This window comes from Chlamydia felis Fe/C-56 (genome assembly GCF_000009945.1).
GTDB classification, from domain to species: Bacteria; Chlamydiota; Chlamydiia; order Chlamydiales; family Chlamydiaceae; genus Chlamydia; species Chlamydia felis.
The window spans coordinates 934,876-952,013 of the sequence record NC_007899.1 but is presented as its reverse complement, the minus strand read 5'-3'; the positions used below and the strand labels follow the sequence as shown (position 1 = coordinate 952,013).

The window sequence follows — 17,138 nt, the reverse complement described above, 5'->3', positions numbered from 1 at the left end:
GACGAATCTTGATAAAAATAGAGGTGATGGGATATCTTCGGGTCAAGTTTTTCGAAAGAATATCCTTATTTCGGCTAATGGAGAGATGTCCGAGTGGCTTAAGGAGCACGCTTGGAAAGCGTGTGTGCGTTAACGCGTACCGTGGGTTCGAATCCCACTCTCTCCGTCAGTTTTCTACAAATCTATTGTCCCCCACTTTATCAGTTTGTTAAGTAAAAATAAGAGTTGAGAAATATCTCCGTGTACTTTTTATTCTTGTACAACAAGGATATTTGTTTTAACCTATTTTAATTTTTAATTTTCTAGAACCTCTAAACGTGTGAATCTTTGCTGTTTAGATGAAAAAAGTTCTTAGAACCTGCTCGAGTTAATACTTGCGAAGAGAGTGGCTGTTGTTTTTATTCTTAAGGGTTTCTTTAAGAGTATTTTAATTTCCCTTCTCTTGCGTAAACGTGTGATATGTAGGGGGACTCCTTTGGAAGAAGACTTTTTCAAACTTATTCTTATCACCGATAGAAAAAACATCCCAGTAGATGAATATGTCGATTTTGTTGTGGCTTGTGTACACTCAGGAGTTACCGCTGTTCAACTTCGCGAAAAGGAACTTTCACATAGGGAAATCCTAGGTTTTGGAGAAGCTTTAAAATCCGTCTTAGATCCCTTGGAAATCCCTTTAATTATTAGCGATAGTGTAGCCGTCTGTATGGATTTGGATGCTTCCGGCGTTCATCTAGGACAAACAGATGGAGACGTTATCGAGGCTAGAGAGCTTATCGGCCCAGATAAAATTATAGGGTGGAATGTAAATACCTTAGAACAGCTTCTTACTGCCAATACTTTGCCTATTGATTATCTGGGATTAAGCGCGATGTTTGAAACTCAGAATAAACCCGAAGCTGCTCATCTCTGGGGCTTCTCTGGCTTAGAACAAGCCGTGTCTCTTTGTGAGCATCCTATTGTCGCTGTCGGCGGTATAGATGAAAGTAACGCGTCAGACGTTATTGAAGCTGGTGCTGCGGGTATTGCTGCTATAGGAGTATTTCATACAGCAAATAACCCTAGTTTAGTTACGAAATCACTAAGAGAAATTGTTGATAGGGGGCTCAGATGCTAGAACAAATGCATGAAGCTTTGCAGCGCTTAAGACAGGAACAACCCGTAGTTTTAAATATTACAAACTACGTTTCTATGGATTTTCTTGCGAATTGTTTTCTAGCTCTTGGCGCTTCACCCGTTATGAGTGTTTCTGATTTAGAGTTAGAAGAATTAATAGGATTGAGCTCTGCCGTTTATATTAATATTGGTACCCTAGATCATCTGTTTATTCAAAGAGCTTACAGAGCTGTGGATCTTGCTGTAAGACAAAGTAAACCTGTGATTTTTGATCCTGCAGGTTCAGGAGCTACAAAAATCAGAACAGAAGTTTCCCACCATATATTGTCTCATGCTACGATTATTCGAGGAAATGCTAGTGAGATTCTGTCTTTCGGAGATGTTCCTGCAAAAACTCGCGGCATGGATTCTGCTAACGCAACCCATGATGCTAAGGATATCGCAGTTGCCTTAGCTAGTGAATGTCTCTGTGGTTGTGCTGTTGCTGTTACCGGATCAGAGGATTTTATTACTGATGGGAAGCGCCACGCTACTGTGGAACTTGGGGACCCATTAATGTCTCGCATTACCGGAATGGGATGTTCTCTAACAGGAGTGCTTGCTGCATTTAGATCAGTAATAGAGGATTCTTTTGAAGCTACACGATTAGGAGTTGAGTATTTCTCTCTTTGTGGAATGCTGGCTCGTGAGCGTTGCGAAGGTCCTGGTTTATTTAAAGCGTATTTTCTTGATGAGTTATATGCCGCAGACTTTGATAGAATGCGCCGCTACCACAATCAATAAAAGATATCTTTTTAACAATCTCTTCTTGAATGTGAATTTTGAGTTCTGTCTTTAGCTTTGTAATTGAGCACCTGCATGCAGGTGCTCAATTACAAAACAAACTTCCTGAAACAAATTGACTTCTTAGAATATCATACGTGCGCCACAGTTGGCTATCTGCACCAATGAAGACATTCCTGCCTCCACAGTATAGGTGCCGTATAGCGTCCAGTATGGCCCTAGGTATAGCTGTGTACTGTACTCTGCTCTTGCTGCATTTCTTGTAGGAATTACACCATAAACTTCACCAGTTTGTCCTGTAGAGTCAACTCTATAGCTACATTTAGGCTTGTTTCTGTAGATCACAGGTACGTAAGCGAGGGATAGCTTATTATACATAAGAATATCGTATTGCATTAGCGCACCCTCCATGACGAATCCTAAAGGAATGGCAAGATTTCTATAGGCAAAGGAATCAAAGGTTCTAGGATCGTAGTCAAGCTCTGTGAATTGCTTTTGACGCACTCCTGTATATTCTGCTTCTGAATAGAAGGAGAATCGTGTTGTGGAGTTTTGAGAAGGCTCCTTTAAATCCATAATCATACGCACATCAAACATCCAACCCAGATCTTCCCAATTTCCAAGATTGCGCTCTTGAATGGATGGGTAGTAGGTGGTTGTATCATGCTTCATATAGCCGTAAGTCACTACCCCCTGAAGAAGGATGGGGCGAGGAGCTTTCGTGCGCTTATAAGGCAAATAGAAGGCTCTACCGGCATATAAAGTTCCTTGGAAGGAGTGATCGGAACCCTTATGTTTGTAGTTGTCTACGGTTTTTTCCGATTTTGCATGTCCGAATACTTGGCTAAATGCAGCTCCAAGAATAAGTTCAGGACGGGGTTTAGCATCTATAGCAAGAGAGTACCCTCGACCGTGGTAGGTGAATTCTCTAGATTCTTCTCCTTGGCTTTTTTGTAAGAACGATCCAATTCCGGATAACCAAAGGTTATTGTAAGCAGCATCATCAAAACGTGCGTTGTTAAGCATGTTGTTGACAACACCCTGCTTCACAGCAATCAGAGAGTTCTGAGAACCTAGGATAGAGTTAACATAGAAGTAATTATCACGAGGAATATAAATCCATCGACGGTATTCCTCAAACTTCCATTTAGCTTGGAGCTTACCATTTTGATCTGTTGATTGGAGTTCCCAAGTTCCAATGTAACCTTTCAGAGGTTTTGTATCTCCTGCTAGAGTAAGATCGGAAATGTCTACTTTACTAGAATCCTGTGGTAGAGCGAGTAACTCGATTTCGCGGTCTTGGCCTAAGTAAGGATTTTGGTAAAAGACGCCTGAAGGATCGATAAGGGTAAGCGTCCCTGTTAGGTAGATTTTTTCTTGGTCTACGTCTGGAGCTTGTTTATTTGCTTGTGGAAGCGCACTTTGTTTGCTTCTATGAGCCCCAGGTCCTGCTGCTATTGGAGTTGGGGTGGCTCCTAATTTTAAAGTTGGAGGGGAAGCGACTCCGTTGTCTGAAACAATCTCACTAAAATCAATAGTGATGTTGTTAATTACAATACCTCCACTTGCGGCAGATCCTGACGCTGTTGGTTTGTGCGTAGACAATACTGAGCCTGGCCCCATAACAAGCAGAGATCCGGGTTTTTGCTCAAAGGAAATAAGACTTAACTCTGCATTTTTCCCTAAGACTAAAGTCCCAGCATGTAGGGTAGCTTTTTGTGGAATGAAAGACTTATGCTCGTGAAGTTCTCCAGAGAATAATACAGTTCCTGTATACTGTTGAGAGGTTTTCCCATTGCTGGGTTTATTGATATCTAGAGGGTTATAATCACTAGTTTTTTGGGTTGTGATGTTTACGGCATCGTAAAAGTTGATAGAGTGATTTTCCGCAGCATTAAGAGTGAGTTTAACTTTACCAGCTATACTACAGAAAGATTTTACTTGGTTGTCTTGTCTGGTTGGTGCTGTGCATCCGTTATTTTTGAATGTGATACTGCCACCTAAGGCTGTAAGGTTAAGATTAGCATCATCGCTACTGCTAGTCGGTTCTCCGTAGATTGCGGCTCCTAGGTTGTTAACTGCAGATTTTCCATTTTTAGAAGTGGGAGTTTGTGCTAGGGTAACTTTGTTGTTTAGGAACAGTACGGATGATCCTGCTGTGATATCGGCCTGTTTTGTAAAGTAAATAGCACTACCATCGTTAGCAGAACTATTGTTAGAGAAGTTTAGGTATCCGTTGGGAATAGATAACGTGGTTGCATAAATGGTTCCGCGGTTTTTCGCTGTATTCCCTTCAAATAAGTAGTAACCGGAATCAGAAAATGTCACTGTACCGTTATTGTTATTACCATTTTTGCAGCCAATTGCAGACCCAATATCTGCGGAGTTATTTTGGAAAAAGATAGCTTGGTTTCCTGTAAATGTAATGCTAGTCGTTCCTGCAATAGCTCCACCAAAACTTTCTTTAGGTGTAATTCCTGCACCCGCTTTTTCAGAGGCTCCTGCTGTTTTTGGGGTGCATGAGGCGGAGTTATTAGAAAAATTGATAGCCTGGGAGCAATTTTTTATTTCAACAGTAGGAGCATAAATAGCTCCGCCAGCTAGTTGCCCTGTGGTTTGAGATCTTTTCGTGAGTACAGAGTTATCTTTGAAGGTTAAGTTCCCGGAGCAGTTTTGTAAGGTGAATTTAGTCTTAGCATAAATAGCTCCACCTTGAATATCAGGATCTGCGGGTGTATCGGCAGTTGAGTCAGTGGCATTGTTGTCGATAGCTTGGTTCCCAGAAAATGCACAAGTACTTTGTAGGCCTTCTAGGGTGAGTGTTTCTGCATAGAGAGCTCCACCAGTAATTGCTGTGGGGACACTAGCTTGTTGGGCTGCCGGCGCTACAGAGGCATGGGCCTCAGCTTTGTTATCCGTAGAAAACTTTTCAGTAAGAGTTGCAGCTTGGAGAGCGCCATTAGTCGCTGCTGCAGAGGCGTTAACAACATTAGTTCCCGATACGGTTGAAGTTGTCTCAGCTTTATTATTACTTACAGTAAGCCCGTCGGTAAAAGTTTTGCAGGTAAGAGTTTTTGCATAGAGAGCTCCACCAGATTCTTTGGCTGTGTTATTCGAAATATTGGAGACTTCTATGCCTTCAAGGGTCAATGTTTCTTGAAAATATAGGCCTCCACCGCATTTTCCAGAGGAGTTTTCTGTGATATTTAGAAGATCAAGACGAGAAATCTGTCCTTTATTTCCGTAAACACCACCACCGTTTTCTGTCGCAGCGTTTTTAGTAATGTTTGTTGTAACAACATAGTCAACTTTGAAGTCTAAATCGTCTGGAGTCGCTGCAGGGGCTCCGGAAACTACTGCAGCTACTTCAGATTTCTGAGAAGAAATTCCGGTTGAGGTTTTGATGAAGCCTCCAACACCTCCTAAGCCTCCAACTCCAGAAGCACTAGCAGCGGAGGAGGATATGTTTTGCGTACAAAGCCCAGCACCATTTTTAGCAGAGTTCTGATTGATGTCGATCAATTCAAGATTAGTGAAAGATGCTTTTTTCGTGTAAATGCCTCCACCGTTACCCTCTACAGCTTTGTTTCCAGAAATAATAGCACTTCCAAATACAGGAATAACAGCAGGTGTTTCAGAAAGAATTGCGTCGGGAGAGGAGTTGGGGGCAGAGAAAGTAAGGGATAAGGCTTTGGGAATATTTGCACCGCCACCATTTTTTTTAGTGGAGGTATTACCTATTAAACAAAAGCTCTCTAAATTGGACATATTGAGAGACTTTTCATTGGCTAAACAGATACCCCCGCCGTCTTCTTCGGCAGTATTTCCTTGAAAGAGAGTGTTCCCTGTAAGGTTTGTAAATGTAACATCGGTTTCACTATACAGACCACCACCAGATTTTTTTGAACTATTGGAAACAAATTGTAATCTATGGGAATCTTGGCATGTTAATGTCCCTTTAACGTAGACACCTCCACCAGAATCTGTGGATTGGTTTTTTACGAATTCTAGAGTGGACGTGATGTTGGAGATACTCAGATTGTTGCCTACATAAATACCCCCACCTTTCCCTAGTGGTGGGTTGGGTGCCGGATCTACTGCAGACGCGCTAGCGCTGAGATTAGCAGGGGGAGATGCTAGTAGAGCAGAGGAAATTTTGGACTGCACAGAGGGAACAATTGCATTCGTTCCCTCATCGTTTTTAACCGTTATGGTAATATCGTAATTTCCGGCCTTATTAGCTCCAAAACTTACTTGAGATAGGTTGGAAAGGGTTATGTCTCCAAGGCTATAAATAGCACCTCCGCCAGTTTTACCGTTGTTTCCGTTAAACATGGTAAGGAGAGAGGAATCTTGTATTGTAAGATTCCCTTTGGAATAAATAGCGCCTCCTTGTTTATCTGCAGAGTTGCTTTGGAATTTTAAACTAGTAATGTTATTGAAAGATACTGCTTTGTCCCCGTAGACAGCTCCACCGTTTCCTGTAGCTGTATTCAAGATGAACAGGGTTGTTCCGGATCCCTCACTGACTGTAATGGTATCTAAACCAAACAGTGCACCTCCTGATCCCTTAATCACCTCTGGAGTTGTTGATCCCTGTGATGGTTGAGCCGCAGAGATAATTTGGGAAGATTTGGGGACTGCGGATACTACTTTATTTTTATTAGCATCGATCGTTGCTTGGATTGTATCAATTATTGCGGGGAACTCAGCAGAGTTCCTTCTGAAGGTCATGTCTTTGTAGGTGGTAATGAGCATAGCGCCTGTGGCAAACGCAGCTCCACCGTTTCCTGCTGTCTCTGTAGTGTAAACAGGAAGGGTTGGAGAGGTATTTGCGGCTTTTTTCTCGGAGCTATCTGATGCTAAAAGTGTTCCTGTTACAGCTGACCCTGCAGGAGGATTTGTTGGGGCTGGTTGAATAGGAATAAGAGGAATAGGGACTCTAGCTGCATTTGTTGTAAATTCAATAGAGTTCAGGATATTTCTAATGGTCAATGTAGAGTCGGTAAATAAAGCACCACCAGATTGCTGGGATAGATTGTCTTTAAATGTAAGATTCTCTAGTCCATCAAAAGATATCGGGCCTTTAGAATAGATAGCCCCACCTTTTCCCTTCATTTTAATGAGAGAACAAGAGAGAGATCCGGGATTGCCCGCATAGGTAGTGAATGATAAAGGACCGTCTTTATCGTTGTAAAAAGCTCCTCCGCCTTTAGGATCTTCAGGAGTCGTTGTGGTTGTCGTAGTGGATCCTGCTGATGCGGTGAACGGAAAGCTTAGAGAGTGGATATTTGAAAATAGATAATTGCTAAGATCTAAGTTTCCTTGATCACGATCTGAAAAATGCGGTGCAAATGAGGAAGAGCCGAGACTCTGGAAAAGCGATTGATAAAGCTGTGTTTGAAGATGCGCAATGTTTTGGGTTATGCTTGCTGGATTGCTGCTTTCGCTGCTTTTAGCAGCGCTATCTTTTGTTTCAGGAGAAGTTTCTGGTTCTGTGGATGGTGGCTGAGGTTTGGGATCTGGGATGTTAGTGAAGTTTGAGAAGGAAACATCCCCGGAAACAAGATAGGTTATTCCGCTTGCATCTTGCGTTTGCTGAGTAAAATTGGTCAAACGAGCATCCGCAGTACTTGAACCCGATCCTCTGTAGTTAGAGTTTAATTCTTTCGAAAGGGGGTCACAAAATACTGTAATCGAGGGGAGCACGGCAGCAAAAACAGCTGTAGCTGATAGCCACTTCATAGAACAAAACCTATTGCGAATATTCACTGACTAGATATGCGCTAGATAAATCAGAAAGGCAAATTAGGCAAGGGATAATACAAGAAGGCAAGAAAGATCAAGATATTAGAGATGAGCTTTGGGGAGATGGGAACCCACCTCTAATATCTTAACGAAAGTTATCCATAATCGTTGGCAAATTTCCCAGTCAAGGAAAAGCTAGAAACTCAGAGATAAACCACCAAAAGCATCTCCGGAAAGATTGTTGCCTTCGCGTTGTATTGTTGAGATTCCTAGATAGGCGGTGGCTAATCTGTATTTAAGAGTTGCTCGGAACTTTAAGTTCATAGCTTCTTGTCCCATAAAGACTCCCGCAACTTTCCAAGAATGTTGATTTAGGATTAATGAAGCTGTGGTTTCAGGATTCTCCCTGTGGAGGTCCTTGATATAGGCCATGCTAAATTGCGTGAAGAGGGAGTATTTGGCTCCGAAGCAGCGCAGTTCTAGGGAGACTCCTGTAGGAAGAGCGAGATTACTTAAACGCGAAGAAGCAAAATACCGAGGATCATATCCTGTTTCTATGAAAGGATTTTGGTTAACTACGGTATATTCAAGATCTACAAAAGGAGTAATTTTAAGACAGCGAATTCCCTTGGGGTAAGCATACGATAATCCCACAGTACTTCGGAATCCTTGGTTTTTCCAAGATCCTCGAGTGATGTCCTTCTTAGAAAACTGATGTTTCATCACATGAGATTCTTCAGCATAACTTATAGAAGATCTAAGGGATAAAGCTCTCCAGTTTTTAAAAGCAGCTACGGTTCCTAACAGCATATGAGAATGGCTTTTCCCTGGAATATTATCCTGAGAGCTAGATCCATGAAGTTGAGTGAATGTAGCACAAACAACAGTGTTCGATGAGAGGGGAAGTTTCATCCCAAGATTATGACCCGCCTGTGTGGAAGAAAAATTGTTGGGGTTATCGGATGTTTGTTCCATAACGCTAGAAACGACACCACCAAAAATACACATGTGCTTTATAGGAAGCAGTGTGTTGTTATTTAAGTAGTTATCAAGAATAGCGTCATTGGAAGAGCGCATTCCCGCAAACGTTGTCCAGACAGAAGATGGAACTAAGTGACCTTCTTTCTCAGGATTTAAAATGAATGTTCCCGTAGGAATCCATAAAGCTCTTAATACTTTACGCTTTTTTGATTCTTCCCCAGACCAGTGAAATTTCCACACGCCTTGATAGCCGTGGGTATTTTGGTGTACAGCAATCTCTTCAGGAACAAATTCTTCAGTGTTAATATTTTTATCAGACTTGAAAATGATTTCCATCCGATAGGGCTGGGATGCCAAATTATGATTATCATAGAATATGTTATCGGGATCATGAATTTGCGGGGATCCTGATAACTTGATTTCTGAATTCCCTGTTGCACATATCTCGGCAGGTAGATGGGAGCGGGCGGCATCTAAACCAAAGCTGAGATTAGAAATGATCATATCTTGGCCGGTGCTGTTATAACTTGTTAACATAGACCCTGGGCTAAGATTTAATACACCACCTAATTGTTGGAATTCTTGGACGGCAAGAATGGCTCCACTTGTAATGGAAAGAGTCCCGTTGTTTAGATACACGGGTTGGTTACAGATAGAAGTCATATTGCTTTTATCTTGGCGATTTATCTCAATTTTTTCTCCGGAGAAGATAACCGACCCACAATGAAAAATATTATCAATAGAGTTGATGTTTATGGGGTTGGTACTTTGTGCCGTTGCAAGAACGGGGTCATAAAAAATAATCGAATGGTTTTCATTGGCTATAAGCCGAATGAGTTCGGGAGCACCTTTAATGGTAATCGCATTATTATTTGTAGTTGAAACGTGCTTCGTAACGATATGGGCAAGGTTCCCAACAAATACAATGTCAGCATTCTGTGCGTGTAGGTATAGTTTGGGTTTTGGACCACTTAAGTAAATAGCCCCACCTCCTAAATTTCCCGAGGTGTTTTCAGAAAATGTAATCGGATGGGAGGCAGTAAGGTTGCAACTTGTGGAAGCTATAGCACCGCCGCCTTCTGCAAAGTTTTGGCTAAAGAGAATAGATTCGTCATTATTTTTTAAGATCATCTGCTGAGAGTACACAGCACCACCGAGATGACGAGCACTATTTTTATAGAAGACCACAGGAGCTGCTTGTTTATTTATATTGCAGAGACTTGCGTAAATAGCACCTCCGGATTCTGAGGCTTTATTTTCGATAAACGTAATTGTGTTTCTATTCTTACTGAATTCTACAGTGCCTTGGGCATTGTGAATTCCTCCACCAGATTGTGCGTGGTTTTCTTGAAATAGAATTTCCTGATTTCCATCAAAGAGGATAGAAGATCCGGCAACCTCGCTGCTGATAGCACCACCGTTTCCAGAATTTGTGATATTTTCTACAACTTTTGCATGATTCTTAATAAAAGAAATCATACCACGCTGTTCTCTGAAAACCATGCGATTTGGATGTGTTCCCGCAAGGAGAATAGCTCCTCCGGCGCCACAACTTATATTGTTATGGAAGAGAAGATGTACATTTTTAGTGAAAAACATATCTTGACTGGAGGTAATAATTCCCCCAGCGCTTTGATTGTTTTCTACATTGAGGGCTTTGAGATTTTCAAAGGTAAGTAACGACTTAGAAAAAACTCCAGCTCCTTGAGCTCCCAGTTGTAAATTCGTGAAATTTAATGTTGCTAGGGGAGTAGTCCCTATAAATGTTAGATTCCCTTCTAAATTGCGAAAGGCTCCTCCGGATTTGTGAATGCTATTACCAGAAAAATCTTTAAGAGTAAATTCACCACGTAAGGTGTAGCTAGTTCCTGAAGGAGATGTTGTTAACATGGTAAATAACTCAGGATCTTCACCGGTGTGTATCCCTGATAGGGGAAGAATAATTTCTGCTCCTGATAAGTAAGAAACTCGTGCTAATTGTGTGAGGGAAGAAAGAATTACGAATTTCCAAAAAAACATCTGCTTCATGTTTCAGAATCCTAGTCGTTTCACAGTCGAGAATAAAAGACCTAACTTACATAGAAGGATAAAATAAATACATGGAAATAAAAAGTTTATCTAAATGCATGTTAATAAGAACGGAATGGTTAAAGTCCATTCTATTTTTTTAACTAGTTACAGATCTAGCCCCCAAAGACAATGCATATCTTTCTCTTTAGAGGCTATAGAGGGAAAAGGAAGAAACTGGGGGGAAATTAATCCTTGGTTTCTTCAATCATGGCTTTTGTGAAATCTTTGATTTCCTTGGATATATTTTTTGCTAGGGATTTTGTGTGTTGAGCAAAAGCTTTCGTATGTTGTTTAGAATGCTTAAATAGGGTTTTTCCTTTTTTAGTTCCCGAGGTCTTCACTCTTGAGATCTTCTTTCTCAACTGAATGCCGCTTTTAGGAGTGAATAGACTCGTAAGCAATGTGGCGATAAACCCCCCGAACAATACACCTCTGAGCCAACGCCAACGCTTACAAGTTTTTTTATTGTTTTTTTGATTCCTAAACATACTTTTTTTCCCCCTACGATAGATTAATCCTTCTTGCGTAACACACACCACACAAGCAAAGCTGCAGCTGCCCACTTCGCTCCCCGGCAGATCTTCCCCATCCAATTGCTCTTACTTCCTTCACAAAGAAGGTCTTCGATCTCCTTGGGAAATTGCTTGTTTTTCTTGCGTAACCAGCTGAAAATCAGCTTTTTCCCCAGGAATAAAGGAGCTAAGATTTTGGCTTCAAAATTTAAAATTGTTGTAATCCTTCTGATGTTTTTAACTATCTTATTGAGCCTGTATAACAAACTGATGGTTAAAATGAACATCGTTACCATGCACGTTGATAACAAGACACAACAGACGATTATCGCTCCCGTGAGGTAAATATTCATATAAAGTGAACAAACAATTTTTATTTTTATTATTTATTTTCACTTTTTATTTTCGGTTTATTTTTAAAAAAATTAAAGAAATTACTTTTTAATAAGCAGGTTAGGGATATAGAAAATAAAATCCCCAACAGGCGTTGGGGATATGTAGCTGATAATGAATGCAATAGGATTAGGGAAAAGCCCCCAAAATTTTTATTCTGCCACAGAGGGAATCTCTATAACTTTGTCAGATTTGGGGAATTCTATCTCCTTTCTCATGAGAAAGACCCCGAATAGATTGAAGCATAAGAGAAGAGCTCCAGATACGGACATAATCAACAAAGCAGTGTTTTGCGATAGGAAACAAAACGCGGGTAGCATGGTGGCTCCGTAGACAGTATAGATTTTCGACCCGGTATTCCCGTAAAGAAACTTTGCACACTTTTTCCCAACGAGGAAATACGAAATGATAGTCGTATAACCTGTGACAAAGAAGAAAGTGGGGAGTAAGATTTTCACAAACGGGAAGTAAGTTGCTAAAGCGTGTTCCACAGCTTGGGAGGCGTTGTCAAGTCCCAGAGACCAGGATCCTGAAGCGAGAACCGTAAGTAGGCTTAGCGTGCAGATAAGGTTGTCTATGGCGAGGCCTATGATGCTTAACTGTGCTTGAGTTTCTGGTTTCTTAGCAGAACTCTCACTTTGAATAATAGAGTCAAATCCAATGCCAATGTCTCCAGAATAAGCAGCTCGAGAAATCCCTTGGTGAATTGTCGTGGCTAAAGTGCACCCCGCAAATCCTCCGATAGCTCCATGCCCTGTAAAGGCTGATGAAAATACAGAAGAAAATAAGGCTGGAATCTGGTGGAACTCTCTTATAAGTATGTATAGAGATAGTGCGCAGTATATAGTGAGGAAAAATGGGAGTACAAAAGCACAGATTTTTCCAATTCTCTGTAATCCTCCACGAACTGCATAGAGAATGAGAAAGAGTAGACCAAAAATTGTGAACAGTTTTGGGATACTCCAGCAGTGTGAAATCGTGTCAGCAATAACAGAAAACTGATAGATCTCCACACCATAAATACAGAGCAAAACAGCAACAATAATAGGGACGAGTTTTGTACCGTATGCCTTATTCAGGAAGTACATAGGTCCACCTTGATAAACACCGTCGTTATCCACTTTGCGGAATTTAATCCCTAAGTAAACCTCAGCGTACTTAACTATGGAGCCGAAAATTCCTGCAATCCAAACCCAAAAGAGGGCTCCGGGACCACCAATACACGCCGCAGTAACAATCCCGACAACATTACCAATACCGATATTTCCACTTGCAGAGGCAAAAAATACTTTTAACGGATGAACCCCTCTTTCACCTTCTTTACCTGTCCTATTGGAAGATTCCTTAGAGTACTGATAAAAAAGTCTGCAAAATTGTGGGAACTTGGTGAATTGGGAAAATCTCGATTTCCATGAGAAACTTAGCCCTAGAACTATGATCATGAAAAAAGCCACGTAGGACCAAAAGAAGTCGTCAAAGGCTGCTAGCAAAGATAGGATTGCGTTCATGGTAAAACTTTTTTTATTGGGGTAAAAACAGTTATTCTTCAGAAAGATAGGGTATTTATTATCCCTATTTTATCTTTTGTTTAGTAGGAAAATAAAGCTTATATACGAAGATTAAAGTTCCTAAGGAGATAAAAATATCGGCGAAATTAAAAGTGGGGAAAGACCAACGATTATAACCAATAGAAATAAAATCTATAACATGATTGTAGAAAAAAATATCTCCAACGTTGCCTATGGCTCCAGAACACAGGAGAATCAGCGAGAAACGGGTAGTTGCAGAGGTTTTTTTCTTTCTTAAGAAAAGGAAAGCAAGAATGCCTAAAATAATTACTATACGTATAAGAAGTAAGAAATATTTATATTTTGAAAATAATCCAAAAGCAGCGCCTTCATTAAAAGTGGGGCAAATGCAGAAAAATAGCTTCCCCCAACTATATTGGTATAGTATGGGGTTAGCATTCGGCAGATTTCCACGGTACAGCAAAACGGCTAATTTGGTCACCCAATCAATAAGGACGAAAAAGGAAATAGTAAGGAGGGTAGATCGGGAGCGGTTGGACATTGGGATTAGTTTCCGTAAAGTAGCCCTTTCTCAAATTGCGATTGAGCTTTGACCGTCATCGTGGCGTAAGGGATCGCCATCAAACGAGCTAGAGGGATTTCTTCTCCACTTACATCACAGATGCCGTAGGAAGACTCTTCAATTTTTTCTAGAGCTCGATTAATTTGTCTTAATAGCTCATATTCTTTTGTTGTCACTTCTAAGCTGATTGTTCTATCAAAAGTGTCTGTACCTTGATCAGCTTGATGCTGAGAATATCCAGTGGCTTCGTTAGGTTTTTTGACTTCTTGAGCATTGCCTTCCAGAGTATGGGACAACTTATGTTTCATTTCTAGAAGTCTGTGTTTAAAATTGGCTATTTCTTCCTCAGACAACGGCATAGTTTTCTCCTTAACCTTAAAATATACACTATTTTTCCATATCCGGAGTTGCAGATAGCAGAACCTCCATTAACTCGCCAACATCTTTAAATCTTCTATAGACGCAGGCAAATCTAATGTAGGCAATCATGTCTGCCTTTTTTAGATATTTCATTACTAGTTCGCCAATTTCTTTGGTAGAGATTTCCCTATTTTGTTTGCCAAGGAGTTCTGATTTCACGTTAGACGCTATCGCGTGCACTTGATCTTGTCCTATACGTGTGTGACTGGAAGCGGCATTCAATCCGTTAATTAGCTTAGATTCTTGGAAGTTTTCGTAACGACCATCCCGCTTTAATACTTGCAGAGTTAGCTCAACAGTTTCAAACGTGGTGAACCTTTGTCCGCAATTTAAACACTCTCTTCGGCGTTTAATCGCATTTGCTTCTGGCGCATTTCTCGAATCTATAACCTTTAGTTCCCCATGATTGCAAAAAGGACACTGCACGTGAGCTACCTCCTAAGGTTAAGGTAGTCTAAGAAAGTAATAATTTTAACGCAGGATAAATCTATGCGACTAAAGTTGCAAATTTTTTTTTCCAATCTGTGAAAATAGGGCTTGCGACAGGAACAGATTGCGTGATAAGTTTTCTCTTTTTTGACGAAAAAAGTAACACCTTACCGTAAGAGTGTTTTATTGTAAATGCTAGATGCTTAGGATTTAAAATGTTTTCTGGAATAGTTCAGGAGCTCGGTGAAATATTTAGTATTCAACCGAGAGATGAGGGTTTAACTATAGGTGTGAAGTGCTCTTCCACATGTGTTTCTACATTGGAAAGCGGCTGTAGTGTAGCTATCGATGGTATTTGTCTTACCTTAGTTAAACTTGAGGAAGAGGGCTTAATGTTTTTTGACATTATTCCAGAAACTCTTGTTTGTACTACAATAGGAGAACGGATTGTTGGCGATCGTGTAAATATTGAACGTTCTTTAAAAGCCTCCGATGAAATTGGTGGCCATATGGTCTCCGGTCATGTTTGTGGTGTCGGAGAGATTGTGCGTATAGAGAAAAATCGGTATTATTTTCGTGTGCCAAGTTCCTTATCTATATACCTTTTTGAGAAGGGATTTATTGCAGTAGATGGAATTAGTCTGACGGTTGTCACTGTCGAGGAAGATGTGTTTTCAGTAGGCTTAATTCCAGAGACGTTATCTCGAACGACTTTAGGATATAAACGGGAAGGGGCAAAAGTGAATATTGAGCCCGACATGGCAACAAAAACACAAGTGGATACTTTAAGACGTTTATATCCTCCACAACAAAACAAATAATATGGACTATAAATTATTGGATAGTGGTGATGGGAAAAAGTTAGAAAGCTTTGGCCCAGTAACCCTTATTCGACCTTCTTGCACGGCTATTTGGCCGAAGAGTTCGCCATCTCTATGGAAAAAGGCGTGCGCTGAATATCAAAGGTCCGGAGAGGAAGGACAGTGGTACTGTAGATCTTCTGTTCCCAAAGAGTGGCGAATTCTCCTGGATACAGTTGACTGCACCCTAAAGCTCACTCCTTTTGGACATGTAGGCATTTTCCCTGAGCATAGCGGGTTTTGGCCAGAATTGAAGCAGAGTATAGAACGGCATGCAGAATGTCGGGTCTTAAATTTGTTTGCTTATACGGGTTCTACATCTATTTTTGCAGCACAATGTGGGGCAAAGGTATGCCACGTCGATGCTTCAAAATCTGCAGTGAAATGGGCACAAAAGAATGTTGAGAACAACGTCTTGTCTGAAAAAAAGATTTTCTGGGTTATTGAAGATGTCTTTTCTTTTTTGCAAAAAGAAATCCGGAGAGGGAAAAAATACGAGGTAATTCTCCTTGATCCTCCAACCTATGGTCGTGGGCCTAATGGGGAGGTTTTTAAAATAGATAAGGATTTCTTCTCGCTACTTCACTTGTGTTCTAAACTACTATCAGATTCTTCTTCGTATATTCTGATCACATCGCATACCCCAGGACACACACCAGCCTTTTTACAGAGTTTAGCTATGAGAGCTTTACCTTTAGATAAACGGTTTTGGAGTTCTGGAGAAAGTTTTTGCGGTTCCGGAGATCAAGCTTTACCTTCAGGAGTATTTGCTAAATGGAGTTTATAGGAAAAAATAACCCCAAGGTAAAAGAAGCGGTGGCTTTAAAGCTTAACCGTTCTCGCAAAGGCCCATTGTTCCTCTTGGAAGGATTTCGAGAAATTCAAAAAGCTCTATCTTCAGGATATGAATGTGAAAGAATTTTTTATGGAACTAATGTTACAGAAAAGGAACGATCTTTTTTTAATCGCATTCAAAAAATGCCTCTGGAAAAAGTATATTGTTCAGAAGAAACTCTTTCCAGACTTTCTTATAAAGAGCATCATGATAATTTCATTGCGGTGATGAAAAAACGTTGGTGGTCCCGAAAGGAATTTTTAAACCAGAAAAAGAATCCCTTACCATTTTATTTAATCATAGAGCAGGTGGAAAAACCTGGGAATGTCGGCGCTTTACTTAGAATTGCTGATGGCGTGGGAGCCGATGGGGTGGTTTTATGCGATCCTATTGTTGATTTGTATAATCCCAATGTAATTCGATCTTCGTTAGGGACGGTATTCACTCTTCCTATCTGGTCTGCAACCTTAGAAGAGGTGTTGCAAACTCTTTCTGAGGAAAAATGGCAAGTTTTTGTAACGACTCCTAGAGCGAGTTCTCTATATTTTTGTGAAAATTATAATCAGCCACTCGCCTTAGTATTTGGCTCTGAAAAAGATGGGCTAACCTCATCTTGGCTGAATGGGGATTTTTCTAAAATATCTTTACCCATGCTGGGTCAAGCAGATTCCTTAAACTTATCTACAGCCGTATCCGCAGTTGCTTACGAAGTAATTCGACAGCGTTGGGTTTCCTAGTTTGGCGTCAAATGTGGACCGCGTGTTTTTAGAATATCTAAAAATAATTTACATTATTTATCTCGCAAAAAGGAGTTAATTAAAAAAAGACTATAATAGTTATTATATAAGCTTTTTTTGACTTTCTTGTGTAAACTTGATTTTTAATGTTTTTTATGAGATGCTT

13 protein-coding genes and 1 tRNA gene are annotated in these 17,138 nt (G+C 40.5%); 6 read left to right on the top strand and 8 right to left on the bottom strand.

Going from position 1 to position 17,138, the window contains the following annotated elements; all coding sequences use genetic code 11:
* Nucleotides 1-79 precede the first annotated feature (79 nt).
* The 3 genes from CF_RS04025 to thiM all read left to right on the top strand — a co-directional run bounded on the left by CF_RS04025 (nucleotide 80) and on the right by thiM (nucleotide 1,896).
* Nucleotides 80-166, top strand: a tRNA-Ser gene (locus tag CF_RS04025).
* A 309-nt stretch (nucleotides 167-475) separates the two neighbouring features.
* Nucleotides 476-1,114: a thiamine phosphate synthase gene (thiE, locus tag CF_RS04020; RefSeq protein WP_041468107.1), complete on the top strand. Its 639-nt coding sequence runs from the start codon at nucleotides 476-478 to the stop codon at nucleotides 1,112-1,114.
* Nucleotides 1,108-1,896, top strand: coding sequence for a hydroxyethylthiazole kinase (thiM, locus tag CF_RS04015; protein ID WP_011458352.1), 789 nt, complete (start codon nucleotides 1,108-1,110; stop codon nucleotides 1,894-1,896). The genes thiE and thiM overlap by 7 nt, the downstream gene beginning before the upstream one ends.
* A gap of 123 nt (nucleotides 1,897-2,019) precedes the next feature.
* Here thiM and CF_RS04010 read toward each other — a convergent pair whose 3' ends face one another.
* The 8 genes from CF_RS04010 to nrdR all read right to left on the bottom strand — a co-directional run bounded on the left by CF_RS04010 (nucleotide 2,020) and on the right by nrdR (nucleotide 14,537).
* Nucleotides 2,020-7,641, bottom strand: a complete 5,622-nt coding sequence (locus CF_RS04010) for a polymorphic outer membrane protein middle domain-containing protein (protein WP_011458351.1) — start codon at nucleotides 7,639-7,641, stop codon at nucleotides 2,020-2,022.
* Nucleotides 7,642-7,839: 198 nt separating this feature from the next.
* Nucleotides 7,840-10,653 (bottom strand): polymorphic outer membrane protein middle domain-containing protein, encoded by a 2,814-nt coding sequence (locus tag CF_RS04005; protein ID WP_011458350.1) that lies wholly within the window; start codon nucleotides 10,651-10,653, stop codon nucleotides 7,840-7,842.
* A 227-nt stretch (nucleotides 10,654-10,880) separates the two neighbouring features.
* Nucleotides 10,881-11,183 (bottom strand): YtxH domain-containing protein, encoded by a 303-nt coding sequence (locus tag CF_RS04000; protein ID WP_011458349.1) that lies wholly within the window; start codon nucleotides 11,181-11,183, stop codon nucleotides 10,881-10,883.
* Nucleotides 11,184-11,206: 23 nt separating this feature from the next.
* Entirely contained in the window at nucleotides 11,207-11,560 is a 354-nt protein-coding gene (locus tag CF_RS03995; RefSeq protein WP_011458348.1) for a hypothetical protein, read from the bottom strand.
* A gap of 192 nt (nucleotides 11,561-11,752) precedes the next feature.
* Nucleotides 11,753-13,108 (bottom strand): amino acid carrier protein, encoded by a 1,356-nt coding sequence (locus tag CF_RS03990; RefSeq protein WP_011458347.1) that lies wholly within the window; start codon nucleotides 13,106-13,108, stop codon nucleotides 11,753-11,755.
* Nucleotides 13,109-13,172: 64 nt separating this feature from the next.
* On the bottom strand, nucleotides 13,173-13,670 hold the full coding sequence (gene lspA, locus CF_RS03985) for a signal peptidase II (RefSeq protein ID WP_011458346.1): 498 nt from the start codon (nucleotides 13,668-13,670) through the stop codon (nucleotides 13,173-13,175).
* Between the two features lie 5 nt (nucleotides 13,671-13,675).
* Nucleotides 13,676-14,050: a TraR/DksA family transcriptional regulator gene (locus tag CF_RS03980; RefSeq protein WP_011458345.1), complete on the bottom strand. Its 375-nt coding sequence runs from the start codon at nucleotides 14,048-14,050 to the stop codon at nucleotides 13,676-13,678.
* Nucleotides 14,051-14,078: 28 nt separating this feature from the next.
* Entirely contained in the window at nucleotides 14,079-14,537 is a 459-nt protein-coding gene (gene nrdR, locus CF_RS03975) for a transcriptional regulator NrdR (RefSeq protein WP_006342890.1), read from the bottom strand.
* Between the two features lie 218 nt (nucleotides 14,538-14,755).
* Here nrdR and CF_RS03970 point away from each other — a divergent pair, with 218 nt between their 5' ends.
* The 3 genes from CF_RS03970 to CF_RS03960 are packed head-to-tail and all read left to right on the top strand — an operon-like array spanning nucleotide 14,756 to nucleotide 16,972.
* Nucleotides 14,756-15,361 (top strand): riboflavin synthase, encoded by a 606-nt coding sequence (locus CF_RS03970; RefSeq protein ID WP_011458344.1) that lies wholly within the window; start codon nucleotides 14,756-14,758, stop codon nucleotides 15,359-15,361.
* Between the two features lies 1 nt (nucleotide 15,362).
* Nucleotides 15,363-16,187, top strand: coding sequence for a class I SAM-dependent methyltransferase (locus CF_RS03965; RefSeq protein ID WP_011458343.1), 825 nt, complete (start codon nucleotides 15,363-15,365; stop codon nucleotides 16,185-16,187).
* Nucleotides 16,175-16,972: an RNA methyltransferase gene (locus CF_RS03960; protein WP_011458342.1), complete on the top strand. Its 798-nt coding sequence runs from the start codon at nucleotides 16,175-16,177 to the stop codon at nucleotides 16,970-16,972. Before CF_RS03965 ends, CF_RS03960 begins: the two co-directional genes overlap by 13 nt.
* The last annotated feature ends 166 nt before the right edge of the window (nucleotides 16,973-17,138 follow it).